Source organism: Bradyrhizobium sp. 190, assembly GCF_023073415.1.
In the GTDB taxonomy this organism is placed as follows: domain Bacteria; phylum Pseudomonadota; class Alphaproteobacteria; order Rhizobiales; family Xanthobacteraceae; genus Bradyrhizobium.
On the sequence record NZ_JADPJL010000012.1, the window covers coordinates 925,067 to 949,675 of the forward strand.

25 protein-coding genes are annotated in these 24,609 nt (G+C 63.0%); 17 read left to right on the plus strand and 8 right to left on the minus strand.

The annotated features are described in order from the left end of the window. The first annotated feature begins 1 nt into the window (after position 1). The 10 genes from IVB22_RS13560 (at position 2) to IVB22_RS13605 (ending at position 8,464) form a co-directional block, all read left to right on the plus strand. The gene (locus IVB22_RS13560) at positions 2 to 211 is read left to right on the plus strand and encodes a cbb3-type cytochrome oxidase subunit 3 (RefSeq protein ID WP_374207514.1); all 210 of its coding nucleotides are present in this window, start codon (positions 2 to 4) and stop codon (positions 209 to 211) included. Beyond that, positions 202 to 1,083 (plus strand): cytochrome-c oxidase, cbb3-type subunit III, encoded by an 882-nt coding sequence (gene ccoP, locus IVB22_RS13565; protein ID WP_247517793.1) that lies wholly within the window; start codon positions 202 to 204, stop codon positions 1,081 to 1,083. The genes IVB22_RS13560 and ccoP overlap by 10 nt, the downstream gene beginning before the upstream one ends. After that, positions 1,080 to 1,298: a hypothetical protein gene (locus IVB22_RS13570; RefSeq protein WP_247517794.1), complete on the plus strand. Its 219-nt coding sequence runs from the start codon at positions 1,080 to 1,082 to the stop codon at positions 1,296 to 1,298. The genes ccoP and IVB22_RS13570 overlap by 4 nt, the downstream gene beginning before the upstream one ends. A 19-nt stretch (positions 1,299 to 1,317) precedes the next feature. Further along, positions 1,318 to 2,109, plus strand: a complete 792-nt coding sequence (locus IVB22_RS13575) for a DUF2189 domain-containing protein (protein ID WP_247517795.1) — start codon at positions 1,318 to 1,320, stop codon at positions 2,107 to 2,109. A 25-nt stretch (positions 2,110 to 2,134) separates the two neighbouring features. Further along, positions 2,135 to 4,402, plus strand: coding sequence for a cation-translocating P-type ATPase (locus IVB22_RS13580; protein ID WP_374207515.1), 2,268 nt, complete (start codon positions 2,135 to 2,137; stop codon positions 4,400 to 4,402). After that, a complete protein-coding gene (ccoS, locus tag IVB22_RS13585) occupies positions 4,399 to 4,572 on the plus strand; it encodes a cbb3-type cytochrome oxidase assembly protein CcoS (RefSeq protein WP_247517797.1) in 174 nt (57 codons plus the stop codon). The genes IVB22_RS13580 and ccoS overlap by 4 nt, the downstream gene beginning before the upstream one ends. A gap of 266 nt (positions 4,573 to 4,838) precedes the next feature. Continuing rightward, a complete protein-coding gene (locus IVB22_RS13590; RefSeq protein WP_247517798.1) occupies positions 4,839 to 5,117 on the plus strand; it encodes a hypothetical protein in 279 nt (92 codons plus the stop codon). 312 nt (positions 5,118 to 5,429) lie between these two features. Then, positions 5,430 to 6,974, plus strand: a complete 1,545-nt coding sequence (locus IVB22_RS13595; RefSeq protein ID WP_247517799.1) for a heme peroxidase family protein — start codon at positions 5,430 to 5,432, stop codon at positions 6,972 to 6,974. A 406-nt stretch (positions 6,975 to 7,380) separates the two neighbouring features. Then, the gene (locus tag IVB22_RS13600; protein ID WP_247517800.1) at positions 7,381 to 7,557 is read left to right on the plus strand and encodes a hypothetical protein; all 177 of its coding nucleotides are present in this window, start codon (positions 7,381 to 7,383) and stop codon (positions 7,555 to 7,557) included. Positions 7,558 to 7,816: 259 nt separating this feature from the next. Next, positions 7,817 to 8,464: a VOC family protein gene (locus IVB22_RS13605; RefSeq protein ID WP_247517888.1), complete on the plus strand. Its 648-nt coding sequence runs from the start codon at positions 7,817 to 7,819 to the stop codon at positions 8,462 to 8,464. Here the strand turns inward: IVB22_RS13605 and IVB22_RS13610 are convergent. After that, positions 8,441 to 9,133, minus strand: coding sequence for an HAD family phosphatase (locus IVB22_RS13610; protein WP_247517801.1), 693 nt, complete (start codon positions 9,131 to 9,133; stop codon positions 8,441 to 8,443). The two genes, IVB22_RS13605 and IVB22_RS13610, sit on opposite strands and share 24 nt — an antisense overlap. Before the next feature lie 302 nt (positions 9,134 to 9,435). On the opposite strand from IVB22_RS13610, the gene IVB22_RS13620 reads away from it, so the two are divergent. Then, a complete protein-coding gene (locus IVB22_RS13620; RefSeq protein WP_247517803.1) occupies positions 9,436 to 10,983 on the plus strand; it encodes a DUF1800 domain-containing protein in 1,548 nt (515 codons plus the stop codon). A gap of 5 nt (positions 10,984 to 10,988) precedes the next feature. Continuing rightward, positions 10,989 to 12,224, plus strand: a complete 1,236-nt coding sequence (locus tag IVB22_RS13625) for a DUF1501 domain-containing protein (protein WP_374207516.1) — start codon at positions 10,989 to 10,991, stop codon at positions 12,222 to 12,224. A gap of 195 nt (positions 12,225 to 12,419) precedes the next feature. On the opposite strand, the gene IVB22_RS13630 is transcribed toward IVB22_RS13625, so the two are convergent. From IVB22_RS13630 to IVB22_RS13640, 3 genes are all read right to left on the minus strand, one after another. Further along, positions 12,420 to 13,358, minus strand: coding sequence for an aldo/keto reductase (locus IVB22_RS13630; RefSeq protein WP_247517805.1), 939 nt, complete (start codon positions 13,356 to 13,358; stop codon positions 12,420 to 12,422). Between the two features lie 289 nt (positions 13,359 to 13,647). Continuing rightward, the gene (locus IVB22_RS13635; protein WP_247517806.1) at positions 13,648 to 14,109 is read right to left on the minus strand and encodes a GNAT family N-acetyltransferase; all 462 of its coding nucleotides are present in this window, start codon (positions 14,107 to 14,109) and stop codon (positions 13,648 to 13,650) included. A gap of 113 nt (positions 14,110 to 14,222) precedes the next feature. Then, positions 14,223 to 15,035, minus strand: a complete 813-nt coding sequence (locus IVB22_RS13640; RefSeq protein ID WP_247517807.1) for a PAS-domain containing protein — start codon at positions 15,033 to 15,035, stop codon at positions 14,223 to 14,225. Positions 15,036 to 15,235: 200 nt separating this feature from the next. On the opposite strand from IVB22_RS13640, the gene IVB22_RS13645 reads away from it, so the two are divergent. Then, positions 15,236 to 15,589: a DMT family protein gene (locus IVB22_RS13645; protein WP_247517808.1), complete on the plus strand. Its 354-nt coding sequence runs from the start codon at positions 15,236 to 15,238 to the stop codon at positions 15,587 to 15,589. A gap of 26 nt (positions 15,590 to 15,615) precedes the next feature. On the opposite strand, the gene IVB22_RS13650 is transcribed toward IVB22_RS13645, so the two are convergent. The 4 genes from IVB22_RS13650 to IVB22_RS13665 form a co-directional block, all read right to left on the minus strand. Beyond that, a complete protein-coding gene (locus IVB22_RS13650) occupies positions 15,616 to 16,776 on the minus strand; it encodes a PQQ-dependent sugar dehydrogenase (protein WP_247517809.1) in 1,161 nt (386 codons plus the stop codon). 69 nt (positions 16,777 to 16,845) lie between these two features. Continuing rightward, positions 16,846 to 17,019: a hypothetical protein gene (locus IVB22_RS13655; RefSeq protein ID WP_247517810.1), complete on the minus strand. Its 174-nt coding sequence runs from the start codon at positions 17,017 to 17,019 to the stop codon at positions 16,846 to 16,848. A gap of 205 nt (positions 17,020 to 17,224) precedes the next feature. After that, a complete protein-coding gene (locus IVB22_RS13660; RefSeq protein WP_247517811.1) occupies positions 17,225 to 17,878 on the minus strand; it encodes a glutathione S-transferase family protein in 654 nt (217 codons plus the stop codon). A gap of 194 nt (positions 17,879 to 18,072) precedes the next feature. After that, entirely contained in the window at positions 18,073 to 19,320 is a 1,248-nt protein-coding gene (locus IVB22_RS13665; protein WP_247517812.1) for a glycosyltransferase family 87 protein, read from the minus strand. 198 nt (positions 19,321 to 19,518) lie between these two features. On the opposite strand from IVB22_RS13665, the gene IVB22_RS13670 reads away from it, so the two are divergent. The 4 genes from IVB22_RS13670 to IVB22_RS13685 all read left to right on the plus strand — a co-directional run bounded on the left by IVB22_RS13670 (position 19,519) and on the right by IVB22_RS13685 (position 24,523). After that, positions 19,519 to 20,721, plus strand: a complete 1,203-nt coding sequence (locus tag IVB22_RS13670) for a pyridoxal phosphate-dependent aminotransferase (protein WP_247517813.1) — start codon at positions 19,519 to 19,521, stop codon at positions 20,719 to 20,721. A 206-nt stretch (positions 20,722 to 20,927) separates the two neighbouring features. Beyond that, positions 20,928 to 21,449, plus strand: a complete 522-nt coding sequence (locus IVB22_RS13675) for a DUF992 domain-containing protein (protein WP_247517814.1) — start codon at positions 20,928 to 20,930, stop codon at positions 21,447 to 21,449. A gap of 312 nt (positions 21,450 to 21,761) precedes the next feature. Beyond that, complete coding sequence (locus IVB22_RS13680) at positions 21,762 to 22,244, plus strand: DUF992 domain-containing protein (RefSeq protein ID WP_247517815.1); 483 nt, start codon at positions 21,762 to 21,764, stop codon at positions 22,242 to 22,244. A 230-nt stretch (positions 22,245 to 22,474) separates the two neighbouring features. After that, positions 22,475 to 24,523, plus strand: a complete 2,049-nt coding sequence (locus tag IVB22_RS13685; RefSeq protein ID WP_247517816.1) for an elongation factor G — start codon at positions 22,475 to 22,477, stop codon at positions 24,521 to 24,523. The last annotated feature ends 86 nt before the right edge of the window (positions 24,524 to 24,609 follow it).

The following is a 24,609-nucleotide window of genomic DNA, read 5'->3' on the forward strand; positions in this document are numbered from 1 at the left end:
CATGGACCATGATTTTACAGTCTGGTTCTCGAAGTCGTTCGGTCTGTTCTATCTGATCGCACTTTCGGTCATCATCGTCGCCTACGCGTTCTGGCCGTCCAACAAGAAGCGGTTCGACGAGGCGGCGCAATCCATACTCGGGGACGAGGACAAGCCGCACAGGGATCAGCCAGATAGAGATCAGCCATCTAGGGATAAGTCATGGCGGTAGAGGAACGCGATCCCCATTCCGGCTACATGACGACCGGTCACGAATGGAACGGTATCAAGGAATTGAACACGCCGGTACCCCGGCCGGTCTATTTCTTCCTGATCGCAACGGCCTTGTTCTCCGTCGTCTACTGGGTGCTGTATCCCGCATGGCCGCTGGGAGTGACCTATACGAAGGGACTGCTCGGCATCGATCAGCGTACCACCGTCAGCGAAAGCCTGGCGCAGGCGGCGCTTGAACGCAGCGGCTGGTCCAAACGCATCGAGGCTGAGAGCTTCAAGCAGATCCAGGCCGACCCCCGTTTGATGGAAAATGTCCGGCAGACCGGTCGGACGCTGTTCGGTGACAATTGTGCGCCATGTCATGGATCGAACGGGCAGGGCGGCAAGGCGTTTCCCAATCTGACGACGGCGTCGTGGCTTTGGGGCGGCGATCCCGAAAGCATTGCCGAGACGATCCGCGTCGGCATCAATTCGGCGCATCCGCAAAGCCGGACCTCGCAAATGATGGCGTTCGGGCGCGATCAGATGCTCAAGAAGGGCGAGATCGACGACGTCGTGGCTTACGTGCGCAGTCTTTCCGATCCCACTGTCTTGAGAGATGTGCCCGCGGCGAAAATCGAGGCCGGCAAGGCCGTCTTCGCCGCCAATTGCGTCAGCTGCCATGGTGACAACGCCAAGGGTAACGCCGAGCTCGGTGCACCTGATCTGACGGACCGATCCTGGATCTACGGCGGCGACGCCGAGTCGATCTACGATACCGTGTGGGGCGGCCGGCAAGGCCACATGCCAAGCTGGGACGGCAGGCTCTCGCCGCTCGACCGCAAAATTCTGGCGCTCTATCTGTTCGACCTCCGCCGGAGCGAACGATGATCGCGACCGGCACAGCGACGAGGCAGATTCGGACGAGGGCCGTCGTTTGGCTTTCGATCGGCGCCGGGCTGTTGCTGCTGCTGATCGCCAATTCGCATCTCGTCTATGTAGCCATCATGTCGCAACCGGAATGCGTCGCGCATCTGCGCCAGGGCGAGGGCTCCGGCAGGGACGGAAAGTTCAGCGCGGCACGATCGTCATGCGCGCCGCGATGAGGAAGCAGGGAGATCGATGATGGCGCCGATACCGGCCGTTGTTCCGCCTCTGCCGCGCGCGCGGAGCTGGAAGCGAGACGTTGCCCCCGCTGCCGCTTTCGATTGGCTCGCGGCCGGTTGGCGCGACTTCACCACCGATCCGGCAGCCAGCATCAGTTACGGACTCCTGGTGTTTTTGGTCTCCGTCATCACCACCGTCGGCCTGTTCGCACTTCGCCTCGACTACATCCTGCTCCCGGCGTTTGCCGGCTTCATGGTCGTCGGCCCGATCATCGGAATCGGACTGTACGAAAAGAGCCGGCGCATCGCCGAACTCAGGTCCGTCAGCGTGTGGCAGATGATCTTCGTCAGGCCGGAGTCTGGTGGCCAGGTTCTGTTCGCAGGCGTGCTGCTTTTTCTGTTGACGCTGTTGTGGATGCGCGCCGCTGTCATCCTGTATGCGCTGTTTTTTGGCCTGCGGCCTTTTCCCGGTCTCGACCGCATCATTCCCATGCTGTTCACGACAGAGGTCGGCTGGGCGATGCTGCTGATCGGCAGCGCCGTCGGGGGCCTGTTTGCGGCGTTTGCATTTGCCATCAGTGCCTTCTCCATCCCGATGCTGCTGGCGGAGCGCACGGACGCCTTGACCGCCATGGGCACCAGCATGGCGCTGGTCTGGCACAATCTACCCGTCATGCTGACCTGGGCGGCAATCATGCTGGTGCTGATTGTCATCGGCATCGCGACCGGACTGCTGGGAATGATCGTCATTTTTCCGGTGCTGGGACATGGAAGCTGGCACGCTTACCGGGCAATACGACCTCAGGTTTAGCGCGAGGCATTTGGAGTTCTCTCCGATGGGTTGTTGCGGTCCGGGAGCGGAGTTGACGGCGATGCCGCCAGGTGCGCGCGCAAGCGACGAAGAGGTTCTGCTCGCGAGCCGCATCGTAGCCGATGGCATTCGCCAGACCGACCTCGCCGTGCCGACGATTCATTGTGGCGCATGCGTCCGGACGATCGAGAGGGCGCTCGGCGGGCTTGCGGGCGTCGAAAGCGTGCGGGCCAACCTGTCGACCAAACGCGTGTCGGTCAGGTGGCAATCAAACGGCGGCCCGCCGCCGTTCGTCGAGACCTTGAAGCGGGCCGGCTTCGAGGCTCACTTGTTCGACGTCGAGTCGGACAAGGATGACGGCACGCTGTCCGAACTGATACGGGCGCTAGCCGTCGCGGGCTTTGCCTCCAGCAATATCATGTTGCTTTCGGTGTCGATCTGGTCGGGCGCCGAAGCCGAAACCCGGGACCTGTTCCACTGGTTGTCCATGATCATTGCGCTGCCGGCGCTGGCCTATTCCGGCCGGATATTTTTCCGGTCGGGTTGGCGAGCCCTCAGGCACGGGCGGACCAACATGGACGTTCCGATCTCGCTGGGTGTGCTGCTCGCCTTCGGCATGAGCGTTTACGAGACGGTGCAACATGGCCCGCACGCCTATTTCGATGCCGCGATCTCGCTGCTGTTCTTTTTGCTGATCGGGCGCACGCTAGATCATATGATGCGAGAACGGGCCCGGCTGGCCGTCAGAAGTCTGGCCCGGCTCGCGGCACGAGGTGCCTTCGTGGTGCAGGCGGATGGCACGCAAGTCTATCTTCCTGTCGAAGACATCGAACCCGGCATGCGCGTTTCGCTTGGCGCCGGTGAACGTGTGCCCGTCGATGCGACCGTGAGCAAGGGTGATTCCGAGCTTGACGTTTCGCTGGTCTCCGGTGAGAGCGTGCCGCTGCGTGCGACTGTGGGATCGACGGTGCGTGCGGGGACGCTGAACCTCACCGGCCCGCTGACGCTGATCGCGACGGCGAGGGCCGGCCATTCATTCCTCGCTGAAATGATACGGATGATGGAAGCGGCCGAGCATGGTCGGTCCGGCTATCGGCGTATCGCTGACCGCGCAGCGGCGCTCTACGCGCCAGTCGTGCATGTCGCGGCATTTCTTACGTTCATTGGCTGGATGGTCGCAACCGGCGATCTACACAACGCCATCACCATCGCCGTCGCTGTCCTCATCATCACGTGCCCTTGCGCGCTCGGACTTGCGGTGCCGATCGTGCAGGTGATAGCCGCACAACGGCTGTTCAAGGACGGCATCATGGTCAAGGACGGCTCCTCGATTGAGCGCCTCGCAGAGATTGACCGGGTCATATTTGACAAGACGGGAACGCTGACGTCGGCCGCGCCGCGCCTGGTCTCGGCCGAACACATTGACCGGGCGCCCTTGAGTCTCGCGGCCGCTCTTGCCTTGCATTCCCGGCATCCCTATTCGCAGGCGCTCGTCGAAGCTGCCGCCGGCCTTGCGCCGTCGCCAATCGTGTTCGACGACATCACCGAACAGGCGGGCTTCGGGTTGCAGGCGCAATCAGGCGCGACAGTCTATCGGTTGGGGAAACCGTCGTGGGCGCTGGCTAGCCGGGAATCGATGGTCGGAACCGTGTCGGTTATTCTGACACGCAATGGTCAGTGGATGTCAGGTTTCTACTTTGAAGACACGCTGCGGACGGACGCGGCCGTTGCCGTCGCAAAGCTGAAGCAGAGCGGCCTTCGAGTGGAGATCGTTTCCGGCGATCGCAAGGAACCGGTCGGACTTGTCGCCGAGGCGCTTGGCGTTCCATATCGCAGCAGCGTGACGCCCAGCGAAAAGGTGGCACGTATCAAGTCGCTCTCTGCGGCCGGTCAAAAGGTTCTTATGGTCGGCGACGGACTTAACGACACGCCCGCGCTCGGCGCTGCCCATGCGTCCATGGCCCCGGCCTCCGCTTCGGACGTCGGACGTTGCGCGGCGGACTTTGTCTTCCTGCGAGAAAGCCTGCTTGCAGCGCCGGTCGCGGTGTCCGTCGCACGCGAGGCCAGACGTTTGATCAGGCAAAATTTTGCGCTCGCGGTTGTCTACAACGTCGTGGCGGTGCCGATCGCAATCATGGGCCTGGTGACACCTCTGATTGCCGCCATCGCGATGTCGGGATCATCAATTCTGGTGGTTGCCAACGCACTTCGCTTGAAGGGCGGGGAAGGGAGCCCAGCCAGTGCCGCCCCGGACACCATTTCGGCGGCAGCCATTCTGGAGGCCGCCGAATGAAGGACTACTTTTATTTGATACCGATTGCATTAGGTCTCGGCCTCACGGCTCTCGCTGCGTTCATGTGGTCGCTCAAGGCCGGACAGTACGACGATCTTGACGGGGCTGCCGAACGCATCCTCCATGAAGAGACGGACGCGCCTATCCGGACGACCCAACCGGGTCGGTGATGCCGGCGGCTATGCACCGCAAAACCATATATGTAGCTTAATACCTCACCAGGGGGACGGCAGGCGATGTCCCGTTGGCCCGAAGAGAAAGCGGCCATAAGCCAACAGGCTTCCTTTAGTCTTCCTATAAACTAGCCTCGGAACCCTATCCCAAAGACGCATATGCAATATAAGCGAATCGCGGCGAGAATTGCCGGATGACGCCCAACTTTTGCCCATCCTGGGCGTTGTCCAGAGCAGCAGGGATCATTGCTTCGGAGACGATCGTGGATAGCACACTGAAGTTGAGGCCTCGTCCAAGCAACGTGGCATTGATTGCCTGGCAGTTTACCGGGCAACCGCTGCACGAATGGCCGAGCTGGGTACAATCCAGTTGCTCGCTGCAGCGAAGCGAGGACGGGCACCTCGAGCTTCGACATGAGCGGCAAAGCGGGACACAGATCGTGTATCTGGAGGAGTGGCTGGTGCGCGATCTCGATGGCGGCGTTTGCTTCTACACCGATGCCGAACTGCGCAAAGAGTTCGACATCGCCCCTAGAGCGTGATGACTTTTCTTCGAATCGTCACCTCGTTCTATCTCTTTGATTTGAGCATGATCTCCGCGCAAACGCGTTCCGCGTTTTTCGCGAGGGAAAACCGGTACCCACTTTTCCGAATCATGCTCTGTCAGTGAAGCTGGTCACACAAATCGAAAAATAAACCGCTGGCACCGCGCTCCGATTGGCCACAATCTGGGGATGGGTTTTGCTGACTGAACCCTTTCGAGGGGTATCGATCGGATTTTTCTGAACCTTTAACGACCTGACATTGCGACACGCCGGTACCCCTCTTCTCCCAACATCCGATTGGAGGAAGTGATGGCAACACGAGTGAATGTCCAGCCTGGCCATGGCAAAGGTGGACGCCAACCGACCCGACAATTTCTGGATTCGCTTTCCGGGCACGACGATCCCGGAATGTTCGGGCGAATGTTTCCGAACCTCGAACCGCTCGCCGTCGACGACGCTCCGCTGCAAGAGCTCGCCGACGCGATGAAGGACGCCAATCCGGGCGACGCCGCCGGCAACAACACCAATATCCCCGCAGGGTTCACCTATCTCGGGCAGTTCGTTGATCACGATATCACGCTCGATCTCACCTCGTTCGGCGACAAGGAGGCCGACCCGATCGCGGTCGAGAATTTCCGTACGCCGGCGCTCGATCTCGACAGTGTCTACGGCCTCGGTCCCGACGGCAGCCGGCAACTTTACGCGCGCAATCCCGGCGATGCCGACGGCAAGGCGCCCGGTCCGAAACTCTTGATCGGCAAGACCATCAGCGTCGACGATGTAATTATCACGCCGCGCAACGACCTGCCGCGCAATCCGGAAGGCTTCGCGCTGATCGGCGATCATCGTAACGACGAAAATCTCGTCGTGGCGCAGACGCATCTGGCGATGCTGAAGTTTCACAACAAGGTCTGCGACCATCTCGCAGCATCCGGGGTGCCGGCCGGCGAGATATTTACGCAGGCGCGCCAGATGGTGACCTGGCATTACCAGTGGATGGTGCTGCACGATTTCGTCGAGCGCATCACCGAGAAGGGGATCGTCGCCAAGATCCTCGACCAGGGACGCCGCTTCTATCGCTTCAAGAAGACGCCCTACATGCCGGTCGAGTTCTCTGCGGCGGCGTACCGGTTCGGCCACAGCATGGTGCGCGAAGTGTACAGCCACAATCGCAAGTTCACGCCGGGCGGCGGCATTCCGGCCACGCTCAATCTGCTGTTCAAGTTCACCGGCCTGTCGGGCGGAATCATCGGAGACCTCGCGCCCGATCCGGTGCAGCCGCCGCTGCCGATTCCGGTGCTCTCCAGCAACTGGATCATCGACTGGCGCCGCTACTACGAAGTGCTCGCGGCCAATCCGCCCAGTGTACGGCTCAATCCCTCCCGGAAGATCGATCCGTTCCTGATACCGCAGTTGCACGAGCTGCCGGGCGGGGGCGGCAGCCTTCCATTCCGCAACCTCAAGCGCGGCGTCTTGCTGGGCCTGCCATCGGGACAGGATGTCGCCAAGGCGATGAAGATCAAGAATCCGCTTACGCCAGCCGAGATCGCGAAAGGAACGGACGGCGCGGTGGCCAAGAAGCACGGCCTGCATGAGCACACGCCGCTCTGGTACTACATCCTCAAGGAGGCCGAGCAGCGTGGCGGCGGCGAAAAGCTTGGACCGGTCGGTGCCACGATCATCGCGGAAGTGTTCGTCGGCCTCGTGCACGGCGACCAACAATCGTATCTGTGGCTGAAGGGCAAGAACTGGAAGCCGACGCTGCCCTCCAAGACTCCGGGCGAGTTTACCATGGCCGATCTGCTGAGGTTCGTCGGCGACATCAGCCCGATCGACGGGATTTCCACGGTCTAGGCGCTTTCGGCGCCTGCATCGTCTGGGATGCGATTGCGCGGCGCCAAGGCCGCGCAATCGCAATGACGTCTCAAGCCTATTTTGCTCTGCAATTTCCATCGTCATTGCGAGCGAAAGCGAAGCAATCCATCGGGCGGCGAAGCAAGAATGGCTGCGCACCTCGCGGACGGTGTTTGTGTGATCGCCGCTGTTCGCGCAAAAGTGCCGCCGGCCGGCACCATAGCGGCGGCGTTTTGGTCGGCAGCAATGACGACGTTCGCTGACGCAAATTGGCGGGCAATGATTGCGCGACTGTCCGGACTATCGCCGAGGCTGTAAATTAGTTCTATCCGATAACGATGTTAGCTGTGACGTAAAATGAAGGCGTAGTCTTATCTCCTTGCTAGCCGTTAGGGGGAGGCGCGTCATGACCGACCTTGAAGCCAAATTGGAACGGTTTGAAACTCTTGCTGCCGAATGCGATTTGATTGGCAAGTTGACGACGGATGGGGCAAAGCGCGAGCTGTACCTGCGCCTCGCTTTTCATTACCGCGAACTGGTGGACGACCTGCGGACGGTGATTGCGACCAATGACGCCGCGTAGCCCACCAAACCGCAGCGTGATTTTCGCCTGGCGTCGGCGACCGCGATAGATTGCGGCGTCGCCGATCCCTGCGGCGATGCCTTCGCCGGCAGCCCGATCTCCATTCCTGACGGGCGCAGCGCTAGCGCAGGCAACACACGCGGCGCCGATTGACAGCCGCGGGACGGCCCGGCATCCTGATGCCGCTGCATGTAGGGCGCATCGGCTTTCGGCCGAAGGGGCAATGCCCACCTACGCGACGTCAACCGTAGCTGCGCCCATGCCGAATATCGAAAACTTTCGCAAACAGGCCAAGCTCATCCTGCGCTGGCATCGTGACCGTTACTATCCGGTCGCCGCCCAGATCAGGTCGGGCTTGCCCCGCTTCAGCCAGATGACCGATCCTGACATCCTCGCGCACAGTTTTCGCCTGAGCGATGCGCAGGAGCTGGTCGCACGGCAGCATGGTTTCGAAAGCTGGCAGGCGCTCAAGACAGGATTTTCGACCATGTCGGACCATGCAGACACCACTTCGACCGCAGCCGTCATCACCGCCGCCGAGCCGCAACTCTTCATCGACGATATCAAGGCGTCCTGTGATTTCTTCACAGGCAAGCTCGGCTTCACCGTGGTCTTTACCTATGGCGAGCCGCCATTCTACGCGCAGGTTGCGCGCGATGCGGCTCGGATCAACCTGCGCTGCGTCGCTGAGCCATTGATCGATCCTGACCTGCGCGACCGTGAACAGTTGCTCGCCGCCTCGCTCACCGTGGCGACCGCAGAAGAGATCAAGCAGCTTTTCCTCGCGTATCAGTCGGCGGGCGTCACCTTCTTCCAGACGCTGAGGCGGGAGCCCTGGGGCGCACGCAATTTCATCGTGAAAGATCCGGATGGCAATTTGCTGCTATTCGCTGGTCCCGCGGAGTAACGACGACCGCTCCCGCAACATCTGCAGCACCGCGCCAAGATCGGGCAGCACGGAAGCGCATCGCGCGCGCGACTCGTCCGTCGGCGCTACCATATCAGGCACCATGATGGTGATGGCGCCAGCGGCGTGGGCGGCGGTCACGCCGTGATTGGAATCCTCCACCGCCACGCAAGCCTCCGGCTTCAGGCCGAACCGTGCGGCAGCCAGAAGATAGAGGTCGGGGCTCGGCTTTCCACGCGCGACGTCGTCGCGGGTCAGGAGCGTCTCAAAACGGTGGCGAATGCCTGCAAGCCGCAGATGTGCGTCGGCCGTGCGCAGCGACGAGGAGGTGACGATTGCCATCGGGCATTCGGCCGCCTGCAGCGCATCCAGGAGTTCGACCGCGCCGCTTTTCAGCGGCAGGCCCGCGCTTAAGATTTCATCGCGGTTGCTGACGAAAGCCCGGCTGATCTCCGCAAGCGGAAAGCTCTCCCCATAGCGCGCGTGCAGCAAGGCCTCGCATTCCGGACCGGGGAGGCCGACCATCGCCTGACACAGCGTCATGGTGTCGTCGGTGTAGCCATGCGTCTTCAACGCCGCGACCAGACTGTCGAGATAGACGCGCTCGGTGTCGAGCAGCGTGCCGTCCATGTCGAGGAGGACGGCGCTGACATTCCATTTGCCGGTCACGTCGCGCCAGCGCCTGCGCGCTGTTCTGCGAGTTTGCGCAGGCAGGCCGGACAGAGACAATCGCTGCCGTCCACCGGCATCGGTAGGCGGAACGCTTCGTCGGAACACCAGCACGGCCCCGACAAGCTGCAATTGAATTCAGCGCCGCAGCTGGCGCAGGCGAGGCGGCGGGAAGGCTGATTTTCTAACCGATTTGTCATGAATCGGGCGGCATCCCCTAAGTGGAATTAATCTCAGGTTCACGGCGAAGCGCGGTATAATCAGCGGCAATATACGCCCGCGAAAGATCCAAGGGAAATCCGATGGCCCGCGATTCGCAAGCAGCCCTTGTTGCGCTCAATCGCTTCGGACTGGGTGCGCGCGGCGGGGCCTCCGGCGATTTTCTCAATGCGGCCTCCGATCCGCGCGGCTTCGTCAAGGCGGAACTCGCCCGTCCCAACGGTGTGCTGCTCGAAGTGCCGGGATTGCAGTCGACGCCGGCGCTCGGCAAGGCCGTGTTCGACTATCAGTTCGGGATTCAGCAGGCCCGCGACGCAGCCGCCAAACAACTCACGCCGGCACCCGCGACCGAGGGGCAACCCCCGCCGGATGCGAAGGCGCAGCGGCGGAACCTTTCGCTCAACAGCATCGCCATGGAGATGGCGCCCAAGGAGCCAGCGAAACCGCCGGACAATGCGGCGATGGCGCCCGCCGAGGCGATGCGGCCCAGTGCGCCAAAACCGCCGCCGCAACCGCTCAACATCATCCAGAAAACCTTTCGTGCCGAGGCGCTGGCGCGGCTGCAGCGGGCCGTCATCGCCGATTGCGGATTCACCGAGCGGCTGGTGGTGTTCTGGTCCAATCATTTCTGCATCTCCGCCAACAAGGGCGGCCCGGCGCGGATGTGGGCCGGCTCATTCGAGCGGGAGGCGATCCGGCCGCATGTGCTCGGCCGTTTCGGCGACATGCTGAGGGCGGTCGAGCAGCATCCGGCGATGCTGTTTTTTCTCGACAACCAGCAATCGCTGGGTCCGGATTCGCGCGCCGGGAAGAACCGCAACCGCGGACTGAACGAAAACCTCGCCCGCGAAATTTTGGAACTGCATACGCTTGGCGTCGGAGGCGGCTATTCGCAGGAGGATGTGACGTCGCTGGCGAAAATCATCACGGGCTGGACCTATGCGGGGAGGCTGGGCCAGTTGGGGGCGCCCGGCTCCTTCGTGTTCAACGCCAATGCACATCAGCCGGGCGCGCAGCGGGTGATGGGAAAAATCTACGACGCGTCAGATGTAACGCAGGGCGAGGCGGTGCTGGCGGATCTCGCGCGCCATCCATCGACCGCGAAATTCATTGCGGCTAAGTTCGCGCGTCACTTCGTGGCCGACGATCCGCCACCGGCTCTGGTGGCGCGGCTCGTCGATGTCTTCACGCGAACCGACGGCGATCTGAAGGCGCTGGCGACGGCGCTGGTGGATTCCGACGACGCCTGGAAGGCGCCGCTCTCAAAGATGCGCTCGCCTTACGAGTTTCTGGTCGCGGCCGGAAGATTGCTCGCGCAGATCCCGAACGATCCCGGCCGCTATCTCGGCGGCCTCAATGCGTTGGGCCAGCCGCTGTGGGCGCCCGCCGGGCCGAACGGTTTTCCCGATAGCAACGCGGCCTGGGCAGCGCCGGAAGGCGTCAAGCTGCGGCTCGATATATCAGCGCAGATTGCGTCAAGGCTCGCCGACGGCGCCGATCCGCGCGACCTGCTCGAACTGGTTGCCGCGGACGCGGCGTCATCAGAGACACGACGAACCATCGAGCGCGCGGAATCGCGGCAGCAGGCGCTGGCGCTGTTGTTGATGTCGCCGGAATTCCAGAGGAGATGACGTCCATGGCAACGACAATGGATTGCTGCGAGGGGCTGAATCCATCGGTCGTTTCGCGACGCGCGCTATTGCTCGGCGGCGCTTCCTTTGCGGCATGGGCCTACTTGCCGAAATTCGCGCGCGCCGCCGACGGCCGCGATCCGCGGCTGGTGGTCGTCATCCTGCGCGGCGCGCTGGATGGGCTCGCCACCGTCGCACCGATTGGCGATCCTGATTATGCCGGCCTGCATGGTTCGATCGCCTTGTCGTCGAACGGGCCGAACGCGGCTGTGGGGCTCGACAATTTCTTTTCGCTGCATCCGGCGATGCCGGAATTTGCGCGGATGTATCGCGAGAAGAAGGCGGCCGTGATTCACGCGGTGGCGACGTCGTATCGCGACCGTTCGCATTTCGACGGGCAGGACGTGCTCGAAAGCGGCTTTGCAGGTCCAGGCCGGGTGCAGTCCGGCTGGCTCAACCGCGCACTGGAAGGCCTGCCGAAAGGCGAGCGGGTAATGAGCGCGCTCGCGGTCGGCCCGACCACGCCGCTGGTGCTGCGCGGTGCGGCGCCGACGGTCGGCTGGGCGCCAGTCGCGGTGCCGCAGGCTGCCGAGGATACCGCGATGCGGCTCGTCGAGCTCTATCAACACCGCGACCCGGCGCTGGCGAGCGCGTTGAAGCAGGGCCTCGCGCTCGACAAAGCCGCGCAAGGCGACAACATGAAGCCGAAGCCCGGCACCAACGGCGTGGCCGCGATGCGGCTGGCGGCGCGCGGCGCCGCAAAGCTGATGGCGGCCGATGACGGCCCGCGGATCGGCGCGCTCGCCTTCGATGGTTGGGACACGCATGCCAATGAAGGCGGACCTGTAGGGCGGCTGGCGCAATTGCTCGGCGGCCTCGACGGCGCGCTGGCGGAATTCGAAACCGGGCTAGGGCCGCGCTGGCGCGATACCGCGATCGTGGTCGCCACCGAATTCGGCCGCACCGCGCGCATCAACGGCACGCAAGGCACCGACCACGGCACCGGCACCATCGCGCTGCTCGCCGGCGGCGCGGTGAAGGGCGGTCGGGTGATTTCGGATTGGCCGGGGCTGAAGCCCGCCAATCTCTATCAGGGCCGCGATCTCGCGCCGACCACCGATTTGCGCGCGGTCATGAAGGGCGTGCTGAAGGATCAGTTCGGGCTGGCCGAGAAAGTGCTGGCGGAGAGCGTGTTTCCGGACAGCAGCGCCGTGAAGCCGATGCAGGGATTGGTGGGGTGAGCGGCTAGTCCCACCCACGGTGTCGTCCCGGCCCATATGCGCAATTGCGCATCAGGAGCCGGGACCCATAACCACCGCAGATAATTGTTGGAACGCGCTGGAGCTCCAGCGCGGCATCACCACAGACATTCGTGGTTATGGGTCCCTGCGCCCGTGCGCAATTGCGCACTAGGCAGGGACGACGCCGAGCAAGATCTATTTCGTAATCCCATTCACTTCCGCCATCTCCTCTGCGCTCAGTGTCCAGCCGATCGCTTTCACGTTCTGCTCGACCTGCTCGACGCGGGTGGCGCCGGCGATGACGCTCGACACTTGCGGGTGCGACGCCAGCCAGGAGAACGCGAGCTCCAGCATGGTGTGGCCGCGGGCTTGCGCGAACGCCTGCAGTTTTTCGACGATGTCTTCATTGCGCGCCGTGACGTAGCGGTCCTTCAGCGCCGGCGCCTTGGCGAAGCGGGTGTCGTCGGGGACGGCGGCGCCGCGCTTGTATTTTCCGGTGAGGAGGCCGCTCGCCAGCGGGAAGAACGGCAGCAGGCCGAGTTTGTATTCCGTTGCTGCCGGCAACAGATCCTTTTCGATGCCGCGCACGACGAGGCTGTATTCGTCCTGGCAGGAGACGAAGCGGCTGACGTTCATCTGCCGCGCCATCATTTCCGCTTCCGCGATGCGCCACGCCGGAAAATTCGAATTGCCGATGTAGCGGACCTTGCCCTGGCGGACGAGGTCGTCGAGCGCGCGCAAGGTCTCTTCCATCGGCGTCAAGGGATCGTAATCATGCTGCTGGTAGAGATCGATGTAGTCGGTCTTCAGCCGCGTCAGGCTCGCCTCGACGGCGGACATGATGTAGCGGCGCGAGGCGCCCTGCCTGGTGCCGTCGGTTGCCATCGGTTTGGAATATTTCGTCGCCAGCACGATGTCCTTGCGGCGGTCGCCGAGAACGGTGCCCAGCACGGTCTCGGAACCGCCCATGCCGGCATAGATGTCGGCGGTGTCGAACAGGGTGATGCCGAGGTCGATCGCCTTGTGGATCACCTTGCGCGAGGTCTCCAGATCGGTGCGCTGGCCAAAGTTGTTGCAGCCGAGGCCGACGGCGGAAACGCGCAGGCCGGAGCCGCCGAGGTTGCGAATTTGCATGGATTGATCCTGTGGGAAGCACGCGAGAAAAGAGGGGCCGGCATTGTGGCCCGCGCGGCTTGGCGCCGCAAGCAGCTGTAATGTCGGCCTTTGCGCTTGGCAGCCATGCGGCAGAAAAAGATGCGGCCCCGGTCAGACGCGGCGACTGACGGGGGCCGCTTGGGGGCGCGTGATCTGAGACGGGGGGCCTGATCAGACGCAGGCGCAGGCTAGCCGCGCTTTGTTACGCCGCCGTGACATCAGGACTTATCCACAGCCGGCCTGACGGGACCGTCTTCACGAAACCGTGTCAGAACAGCTTGCGGTACACGACGAAGCCGGAACGCTCCGCCACCTTGTCGTAAAGCTGCATCGCGGTGTGGTTGGTCTCGTGCGTCTGCCAATAGACGCGGGAAGATCCCGCAAGCTTCGCCCGTTCGTACACGCCGTTGATCAAGGCGCGGCCGACGCCCTTGCCGCGTACTGCGGCGCTGGTGAACAGATCCTGCAGATAACAATTCGGCTCGATCATGGTCGTAGAGCGGTGAAACAGATAATGCGTCAGCCCAAGCAGCTCGCCGCCGCGCTCGGCGACCAGCGCATGCACCGGCTCGTAGGCGTCGAAGAAGCGCGCCCACGTCATCGCGGTAATCTCGGGCGCAAGCGCGGTCGGGCCCGAGCGGCCGTAGAAGGCGTTGTAGCCATCCCACAGCGGAAGCCATTGCGCATAGTCCTGACGGGTGACGAAGCGGATGGTGAGGTCGCCGGACATTGAGCGTTTCCGTCTTGCTGGGAGGTGACGCTGGGACGCGCAGGAGGATGCCGTTCATTACTACAGACACGGCAGGCGGGGATCAATGTCGCAAGGAGGTTGCGGTGCAGCCGCTATTCGGCGGCGCCGAGGTGTCGGGCAAGGCTGCGATGGCTGTCGCGCAACGTGCGATAATAGTCGGCGCTGCCGGGATCGTCGGTGTGGCGGACGAGGTCGGTGACCGGCGTATAGCTCAGCATGCGTCCGCCATCGGGCAGCGCCGTGCAGATGAAACGCAGCACCTGCCCGTCGGCGAGATTGATGTTGATCGGCGTGGAATCGCCGGTCCGGATCATTTTGGTGCGCTTGGCGATGAAGGCGCTCAACTCGTCCTCCGGCAGTTGCCAGGCGCCGGTGTCACGGCCATGATACATCAGCGCGATGAAGGGCGGCTTGCTGTCGGCCTGCTCGTCGGACAGCTTGAAGTAATCGCGGAACGCGCCGTTGATGAACTCGGCGCGGGTATCGGAATCGAGCAGCACGATGCCGATATCGACCTGATCGAGCGCAGCCGATAGGCGTTCCGCGGTGGCGTGATGCTTCTTCTGCCACGCGAATGCATCGACCCATTTCTTCCGCAGGAGGCCGGTGATCAGCGCGGTGCCGCCGGCGGTCACCGCCAGCAGCAGCATGCGCGCCAGGTCCGACATGTCGTAACCGGGCGTGGCGCGGTGGTTGAGGAAGAACAGCGCCGAAGACGCCACCGCAATGACAGCGCTGGCCATGCCGGAGACGATGCCGCTGACGGAAGCGGCAAGCGCGACGATGCAGACGAACAGCGGCGCGGGATTGGGGACGGGAACGAAATGCCGGTCGACCAGGAAGGCAATCAGCGCCGTCGCTGTCGTAAGAAACGGACCGGAGATTGCGCGCCAGTTTAACTGCATGCCCGTTCTCGCCACTTGCCGGGAATAAGACGCAAGCATGCCTGATTGTTGCGATTGTGCACGGCTTTCTGCCCTCAGTCTTAAGAGAGCGTTGCAGGAATGCGGCGGGCTTTCGCATTTTTGAAATCAAATGATATCGAGTTGGGGAACGGGGTACCGGCCCCGCCGATTAGCGCATGACATTTTGCAAGAGGACATCAATGCCCACTGTTTCCCCGACACTGCTGCCGATCCTGATGCTGTTCGCATCCAACGTCTTCATGACCTTTGCCTGGTACGGCCATCTGAAATTCAAGCAGAGCCCGCTGGCGCTAGTCGTGCTGGCAAGCTGGAGTATCGCTTTCGTCGAATACTGGCTGGCGGTGCCGGCCAACCGATGGGGCAGCGCGGTCTATTCGGCGGCGGAGCTCAAGACCATGCAGGAGGTGATCACGCTGGTGGTGTTTGCCTGCTTCTCGGTGCTCTATCTCAAGGAGCCGCTGGGATGGAATCACGCGCTCGGTTTTCTCTTCATCGCGATCGGCGCGTTTCTGATCTTTCACAAATGGGCGTGAGCTTCGTCATGCCTTGGGGCGGATCGTCACTTCGCGGCCGGCGTCACCCGCAATATCCGTCCGTTCGAACTATCCGTGAGCAGCCACAGCGCGTCGTCCGGCCCTTGGCGAACGTCCCTGATGCGCTCGTGCAGGTTCTCCAGCAGGCGTTCCTCCGACGTCACTGCGTTGCCGTTCAGCGTCAGCCGCACCAGCATCGCGCCGCGCAGCGCGCCGGTGAACAGGCTGCCGTTCCATTTCGGAAACAGCTTTCCAGTGTAGAAGGCCATGCCTGACGGCGCGATCGACGGCACCCAGTATTTGAGCGGCTGCTCCATGCCGTCCTTGGCCGCAGCGTCGTGGATCTTGGCACCGGAGTAATCGATGCCGTAGCCGATCACCGGCCAGCCGTAATTCTTGCCCTTGCCGACCAGATTGAGCTCGTCGCCGCCGCGCGGGCCGTGCTCGATTTCCCAGGGGTCGCCGGAAGCCGGATTGAGCGCGAGCGCCTGCACGTTGCGGTGCCCGTAACTCCAGATCTCTGGCTTGGCGTCAGTGCGACCCGCGAACGGATTGCCTGATGGCACCGAACCATCGGGCGCGATCCGGATCAGTTTGCCGAGATGGTTGCCGAGATTCTGCGCCTGGTCGCGGTGAGTGAAATGATCGCCCAGCGCCACGAACAGATTGCCGTCCTCGGCCTGCGCGATGCGGCAACCGTAATGATTGCCTGATGACAGCGGCCCTTGCTGACGGAAGATGATTTTGACGTCGTCGAGGCGGCCGTTGCCGTCGTTGAGTTTTGCGCGGGCGACCGTGGTGCGCCCGCCACCGTCGGTTCGTTCGGCAAAGCAGAAATAGATGGTTTTGTTCTGCGCAAAGGATTTGTCGACGACGACATCGAGCAGGCCGCCCTGGCCGGACGCCCAGACCTCGGGAACGCCCTTCAGCGGCGGCGAGATCTGTCCTTCGGCCGTAACGATGCGCATGCGGCCCGGACGCTCGGTCACCAGCATCTTGCCGTCGGGCAGGAACGCCAGCGCCCAGGGATTGGCCAGACCTCTGGCGATGGTCCGGACTTCGAGTTCGCCCGCCGACGAACCAAATGCCTGCTCCTGGCCGCGGGTGCCGGTGGCGATCAGGAACGATACGGCGAGCAGGATCGCTACCGCCAGCGCGGCGGTCACAAGGCCGACAGGTGTTTTCATCCTGGTCGTCCAGTCGCGATGCCGATCATCGCGCGTTCGCTAATGATGCTAACAAAAAAGCCGCAACTGTCACGGAATGGGCATTGCGACGGTGGCCTTGATCGACAGCACCGTCAGGGTGACCATGACGCAAAGCGATAGCGTGCCGATCGCGAGCGAGGTGGCGATGGCGCCAATCAATCGGGAAGAAGCGACGGGCGCGCGGCTGCTCTCGAAGCCGACCGCGCCGGGGGACCGCACCATTGGCCTAAATCCTTGTAACGCGGGACGAATCACCCGCGACTCACTCGTCATCAGGAAAACCTTGCAATGATCGCCGGCAATATTGCGGCGGTCGCCGGCTGAAAATGGCAGAATAACGGCAAAGGTTAAAGTTGTTCCCGCTATTGTTAACCTTTGGTGGCGTGCTCGCGCGAAAGTGAGAAGGCCGGCTACAGGCGTGGCGGTGCTATGCGCCGGCGGCGATGCCAGCCTGGTCGTCGACCTCGACTTCCGGCTGCCAGTCCATGGTGACGAAGCTGGGGGTCTGCTCGACCCGCCGCAGCCAGGTGCGGATGGCGGGGAAGGTCGCGAGATCGTAATCGCAGCGGTCGGCGACATGGGTGTACCCGTACAGCGCGATATCGGCGACTGTCAGTTGCCCCGCGGCGAAATAAGCGCGGGTCTTGAGATGGTTTTCCATCACCTGCAGCGCGGCATAACCGCGCTCCATCCAGTCCTCCAGCGCATGCGTCTGCAGGTCGCGGCCGCCCTTGACCAGCGACAGCCAGAAATAGGCGGCGCCGATATTGGGCTCGAGCGCGTGCTGCTCGAAGAACATCCATTGCAGCGCTTCGGCGCGCTCGACCCGTGACTCCGGGGCCAGCGAAGTGCCGCCGCAGACATACCAGAGGATGGCGTTGGACTCGGCAAGATAGCGTCCGTCGGCGACTTCCAGCAGCGGCACCTGTCCGCTGGGATTCTTCTCCAGAAAATCCGGCGTGCGGCTTTCGCCTCGGAGAATGTCGACTTCGATCGCCTGATACGGCGCGTTGAGCAGCGCCAGCGCAAGGCGGACCTTGTAGCTGTTGCCGGAGCGCTGCATCGAATAGAGCTTGTACATCGTCGTTTAGGTTCACTCGGGATCAAGGGGCGCACGCGATGGGCGAGCTACGGAAAGCTCTCGCGCCGCAACGCGGCTAAACAATGATGCCGATACGAATGCGTCGCAAGGCCCGCGGAATGGAAAAAGTCGAAAACCTCTACTGCACTGCACACGCGCAGAACGATTCTATCAACACGTCGGAACAATTTAGATCACGCTTGCGCGATGCCTGACGCGACGACCGGGGGTTGTGCGCGATAGAGGGCCGCGCGCCGCAGGAGGATAACGTAGAACGCCAGCACCGCCAGTAGCCCGAGCGGTATGTAAGTGGCGCCGGCGATGCTGCGCGACAGCAGCGGCACAATCCAGACCGCGGCAAGCAGGCTGATCTCGTAGTCGCGAAAGCCACCTGCGAAGCCGGCGCTGACGGCGAATGCGATCGCCAGAGCGAGAATCACGAGGTCGTAATCCAGAATGTGCGGTGACGCCAGCAATGTCGCGATGACGAGGAGTGCGGCCTTGAGCTCGTGGTTGCAAGCCGAACGCCATACCCACGCGGTGCAGCACACGACCGCCGCCGATACTGCGCCCTGGATCGCGTATGCGAGCGGGACGCTGGCACCCCACATGCGCACCGCCGCGAAAACACTTTGCAGTTTTTCGAATCCGACACTGCCTTGCTCAATCAGCAGCTTGCGCGACGTCTCGGTGGAGGCGGCGAATGCAAGCCAGAGATCGGCGCCAAACATCAGGCTTGTGACGGCCATTAGCGCCATCACGGTGATGCCGGCGGCAACGATGGTGCGCCACTGACCAGCGGCGAGCAACGCGAAGGGCATCACCAGCGCGAGTTGGGGTTTGTAGGCGAGAGCGCCGAACAAGACGCCGGACAGGACCGGCCTGGCTGGCAACGCGAGCAAGGCAGCGCCAAACAGTCCCGCTGTGAGGAGCCCGTTTTGGCCGTGTCCCAGATTGATGAAGACCGCGGGAAATCCAGCGGCGATCGGCAGCCATATCGGGCCGATGACGATGCCCGGTATCCGCCGCACGATGGCAGCTATCACGGACAAATACAGCGCGAAGGTGCTGATTTGCCAGACCGCCAGCGCCATCGTGTAGGGCATCAACGCAAGTGGGGTTGCCACCAACAGGAAGATCGGCGGATACAGCCAGCCGTAGTAGGGCGTTGCCGCGCCGAAGATTTGCTGCTCACGGGCGTAATGGGCGGCCATATTGTAGACATCACCGGGCCGGCCATCGAGGACGAGCGAACCGGCCGCGTAAAAGCTGGAAAAATCGGTGCCGATCGGCTTGCCGTTGCGGTCGATCAGGCCGTCGGAAACCGCGATCCATCCGGCGAATACCAGCACCGAGACGCCAAGCAGGATCAGGCTGTAGGCGCGCATTCGCGTCACCGTCAGCCATTCGCCGGATCGCAGCCCTTGCCAGATATTTGTCATTTCGCCGCTGAATTTTTACGAATATTGCGCCGTATTGCTCCGACCGTACCGAGCCGGCTTTAACGTTCCCTAAAGTTCGGCCGTTTCCGGCCAAGCTTCTTGCGATGCAGCGCGCAGCGTCCTAGGGTACGCCGATCCCGATCCCATCAGAAAGAGTCGTGCAATCCCAGAAGTCACGACGTTTGCCAGGAGATGATGATGCCCTTCCTGTCCGCCTCGCTCGCCCGTGTGAAGCCGTCCGCGACGATCGGGGTCACGGATAAAGCGCGCGCGCTGAAAGCGGCGGGCCGCAACGTCATTGGCCTCGGCGCCGGCGAGCCGGATTTCGACACGCCCGCCAACATCAAGCTGGCGGCGATCCACGCCATCGAGGCCGGCAAGACCAAGTATACCGATGTCGGCGGCATTCCCGAGCTGAAGGAAGCGATCATCGCCAAGTTCCAGCGCGAGAACGGCCTGACGTACAAGCCGAACCAGATCATCGTCGGCACCGGCGGCAAGCAGGTGCTCTACAACGCGCTGATGGCGACGCTCAATCCCGGCGACGAGGTCATCATCCCGGCGCCGTACTGGGTCAGCTATCCCGAGATGGTGGCGCTGGCCGGCGGCGAGACTGTGCCGGTGGTGTGCCCGGCGTCGAGCGGCTTCAAGCTGCGGCCCGAGGATCTGGAAAAGGCGATCACGCCGAAGACCAAATGGATCATCCTGTGCTCACCCTCGAACCCGACCGGCGCCGCCTATTCGCGCGCCGAGCTGAAGGCGATCACCGACGTGCTGGTGAAGCATCCGCATGTCTGGGTGATGACCGACGACATGTACGAGCATCTGGTCTATGACGACTTCCAGTTTGCAACGCCGGCGCAGGTCGAACCGAAATTGTACGAGCGCACGCTGACGGTGAACGGCGTGTCGAAGGCCTATTGCATGACCGGCTGGCGCATCGGCTATGCCGGCGGCCCCGCCGACCTGATCAAGGCGATGGCGACGATCCAGTCGCAGTCGACGTCGAACCCGTCGTCGATCGCGCAGTGGGCCTCGGTGGAAGCGCTGAACGGTCCGCAGGACTTCATCCCGGTGCACAACAAGACGTTCAAGGAGCGCCGCGATCTCGTGGTCTCGATGCTGAACCAGGCCAAGGGCATCGAATGCCCGCGGCCCGAAGGCGCGTTCTACGTCTATCCGTCCTGCGCCGGTACCATCGGCAAGACCTCGCCGTCCGGCAAGGTGATTGCCAACGACGAGGACTTCGTCACTGAACTGCTGGAGAGCGAAGGCGTCGCCGTCGTGCAGGGCTCCGCGTTCGGGCTTGGCCCGGCGTTCCGGATTTCCTACGCGACCAAAACCTCCGATCTCGAAGACGCCTGCAAGCGCATCCAGCGCTTCTGCGGCAATTTGAGATAGGTAGCGTTTGCGCGGCACAAGCCTGTCCCGCACTTGATGCGGCATGGCTTCCCGGTTCGCGTCAGAAAAAAGGCGTGTCAATTACAACAGGTCGTGATCGACTGATGTTTTGACGACTTCTTGAGGAAGCGCCATGTTTTAGACACGGCGCTTCCATCCTGTCCGCTCCGCTAAATTTGTTCATCAACATGCGGAGACTGGGACACATGCGACTCCTGACATTGACACTCGCGACGCTTTCGCTGCTCGCACCGATCGCAAGCGCTGACGCGGCGCCGCCGGTGGTTCGCGCCGGCATCCTGCAATGCCAGGGCGGCCAGAATGTCGGCTTCGTGGTCGGTTCGGTGACGAGCCTCGAATGCGTGTTTCGCAGCGAAGGCCGCCGTCCCGAACCCTACATCGCCAAGGTGCAGCGCATCGGCCTCGATCTCGGCGTCACCGCGCAGACCCAGTTGTCCTGGGCCGTCAACGCGCCAAATAGCCGGCTCGGGCGCGGCGAACTCGCCGGCAGCTATGGCGGCGTCGGCGCCAATGCATCGATCGGCATCGGCGGCGGCGGCAACTTCCTGGTTGGCGGTCCTGCCAACGCCTACGCGCTGCAGCCGATCAGCCTGCAGGGACAGACCGGGCTGAACGTCGCCGCCGGCATTGCCGGCCTCGAGCTGCAGCCGTTCAACGGCTACGCTCCGCGCCGGCACACCCACCGCCGCCACCGTCATCGCAGCTGAGAATGACACGTTAAGGAAAAGGCCCGCGCAAGCGGGCCTTTTTGTTGGTAGCCACTGTCATTCCGGGGCGCGCGAAGCGCGAACTATGGTGCGCAATTGCGCACCTGAGAATCTGGAGATTCCCCGATGTGCAATTGCACATCTGAGGTTCGATGCTGCGCATCGCCCCGGAATGACGTCGGCGAACAACGACTGCTCCCGGCAAAATCTGGAACTGCCCGACACGTTGTGGCATAGATCGAACGCGCCGCGGGTACGGCGTTGTTTTTGATTCTCTGCTCGCATCACAGTTTTTCAGCCGGAGATTACTTCATGCGTCGTTCCCTCATTCTTGCCGCTGCCGCGCTCGCCGTGCTGGCCACTTCCATCGGCGCCGCCCATGCGCAGCAGGTGCAGCGCGTGCAGGTCGGCGTGCTGGAGTGCCGCGGCGGCGCCAGCGTCGGCTTCATCGTCGGTTCCGTTACCCATCTCGGCTGCGTGCTGCGCGCCGACGGCATGCTGGAAGATCGCTACATCGCCACCATCCGAAAGGTCGGACTCGATCTCGGGATCACCCAGGAATCGGCGCTGGCCTGGGGCGTGTTCGCACCTGTAGCGCGGCTCGGGCCGGGCGGTCTGTCCGGCGACTATGTCGGCGCGCAGGGCAGCGCGACGCTCGGCGTCGGCGTCGGCGGCAACATGCTGGTCGGCGGCTCCGCCAATTCGATCGCGCTGCAGCCGCTCAGCGTGCAGGGACAGGTCGGCGTCAGCATTGCTGCCGGATTGGAAAGCCTGGAACTCCGACCGGGACGTTAATTTTCCTCCAAAGCCGTCATTGCCAGGAGCGCTAGCGACGATGCAATCCAAGCCGTTACTGCGGTGGGATTTTCTGGATTGCTTCGCTTCGCTCGCAATGACGGTGTTTGGCCGTCTACTTCTCACGATGCAGCGCAGCGACGTTTTCCCGCTTGCCAAAATCACGAGACAGGCGGAGCATCCAATCCGCCGACCCAATCACGGGCCGAGCTCCAAACAAGGAGGCGGCAATGGGACAAGACGTCAGAAGTCCCCGCGGTCCACGGTGCATTGCGCTGGTGGGCCCTTTCCAGAGCGGTAAAACCACACTTTTGGAGGCGATATTGGCGCGAACGGGCGCCATTAAAAATGCCGGCAGCGTCGATGCCGGAACTTCCGTAGGCGATGCCAGCCCCGAAGCGCGCCACCACAAGATGGGCGTGGGCCTCTCCGCCGCCACCACCACCTTCATGGGCGACAGTTACACCTTTATCGATTGTCCCGGCTCGATCGAGTTCGCGCATGACATGCGCGCCGCGTTGCCCGCGGTCGATGCCGCGATCGTGGTCTGCGAGGCGGACGAGAAGAAGCTGCCGCAACTGCAGATTATCCTGCGCGAGCTGGAAGATTTGGGCATTCCGCGTTTTCTGTTTCTGAACAAGATCGATCGCGCCAACAAGCGCATCCGCGAGACGCTGGCGACGTTGCAGCCGGCCTCGCGCGTGCCGCTGGTGCTGCGGCAGATCCCGATCTGGAACGGCGAGTTGATCGAAGGTTTTGTCGATCTCGCGCTGGAGCGCGCCTTTGTTTATCGCGAGCACAAGCCTTCCGAGGTCGTTGCATTGGAGGGCGGCAATCTCGATCGCGAGAAGGAAGCGCGGTTCTCCATGCTGGAGAAGCTCGCCGACCACGACGACGCGCTGATGGAGCAGTTGCTGGAGGACATCCAGCCGCCGCGCGACGCGGTGTTCGACGATCTCGCCCGCGAATTGCGCGAAGGCCTGATTTGCCCGGTGCTGCTGGGCGCGGCCGCGCGCGAGAACGGCGTGCTGCGGCTGATGAAGGCGCTGCGGCACGAAGCGCCCGGCGTAACCGAGACGGCGAAGCGACTCGGCGTGTCAGCGCAAAAAGAGGCGCTGGCTTATGTGTTCAAGACGCTGCATCTGCAGCACGGCGGCAAGCTGTCGCTGACGCGGCTGCTCGCCGGCCATCTCGATGACGGTGCGACGCTGCAATCTTCCTCCGGTGAGGCCGGGCGGGTTTCCGGTATTCTCGCGGTGAGCGGCGGACACGACACCAAGCGGGCCGCGGCCGAGGTCGGAGACACGATCGCGCTCGGCAAGCTCGAAGCGGTCAAGACCGGCGACACGCTTTCGAGCGGCAAGACCGCGCCGGCCGCGCTGGTGCAGATCGCGCCGACGCCACCCGTGCTGGCGATGTCGCTTGCGGCGAACGACCGCAAGGACGACGTCAAGCTCGGGCAGGCGTTGTTGCGGCTGAACGAGGAGGATCCGTCGCTGACGATGATCCAGAACCAGCAGACCCATGACATCGTGCTGTGGGGGCAGGGCGAGATGCATCTGCGCGTCGCGCTCGAGCGGCTCAAGGACCGCTTCGGCGTCAACGTCAAATCGCAAGCACCCGCGATCGGTTATCAGGAGACCATCCGCAAATCGGTCACCCAGCGCGGCCGTCACAAGAAGCAGTCCGGCGGCCATGGCCAGTTCGGCGACGTGGTGCTGGAGATCAAGCCGATGCCGCGCGGAAGCGGCTTCGAGTTCCACGAGAAGGTGGTCGGTGGCGCGGTGCCGCGCAACTATATCGGCGCGGTCGAGGAGGGCGTGGTCGACAGCCTCGTGCGCGGGCCGCTCGGTTTTCCAGTGATCGATCTTCACGTCACGCTGACGGACGGTTCCTATCACAGCGTCGATTCCTCCGATCTCGCCTTCCGCACCGCGGCGCGGATCGGCATGGGCGAGGCGCTGCCGCAGTGCCAGCCGGTGCTGCTGGAGCCGATCCACATGGTGGAGATCGTCTGCCCGACGGAGGCGACGGCGAAGATCAACGCCATCCTGTCGGCGCGGCGCGGCCAGATCCTGGGCTTCGACACCCGCGAGAACTGGCCCGGATGGGATTGCGTCCGAGCCACCATGCCGGAAGCAGAGATCGGCGACCTGATCGTGGAGTTGCGCTCGGCCACTGCCGGCGCCGGCAGCTTTACGCGGGCCTTCGACCGCATGGCCGAAGTCACCGGCCGCGCCGCCGACCAGATCATCGCCGCGCACCGCGTCGCGGCGTAGTAGTTAGCGGCGGGACGCCGCGGCCTTGGCCGGCCGCGGTGGTCTGCGTCTGGCTTGACACATCTCCAGGGAAGATAAATTGATCG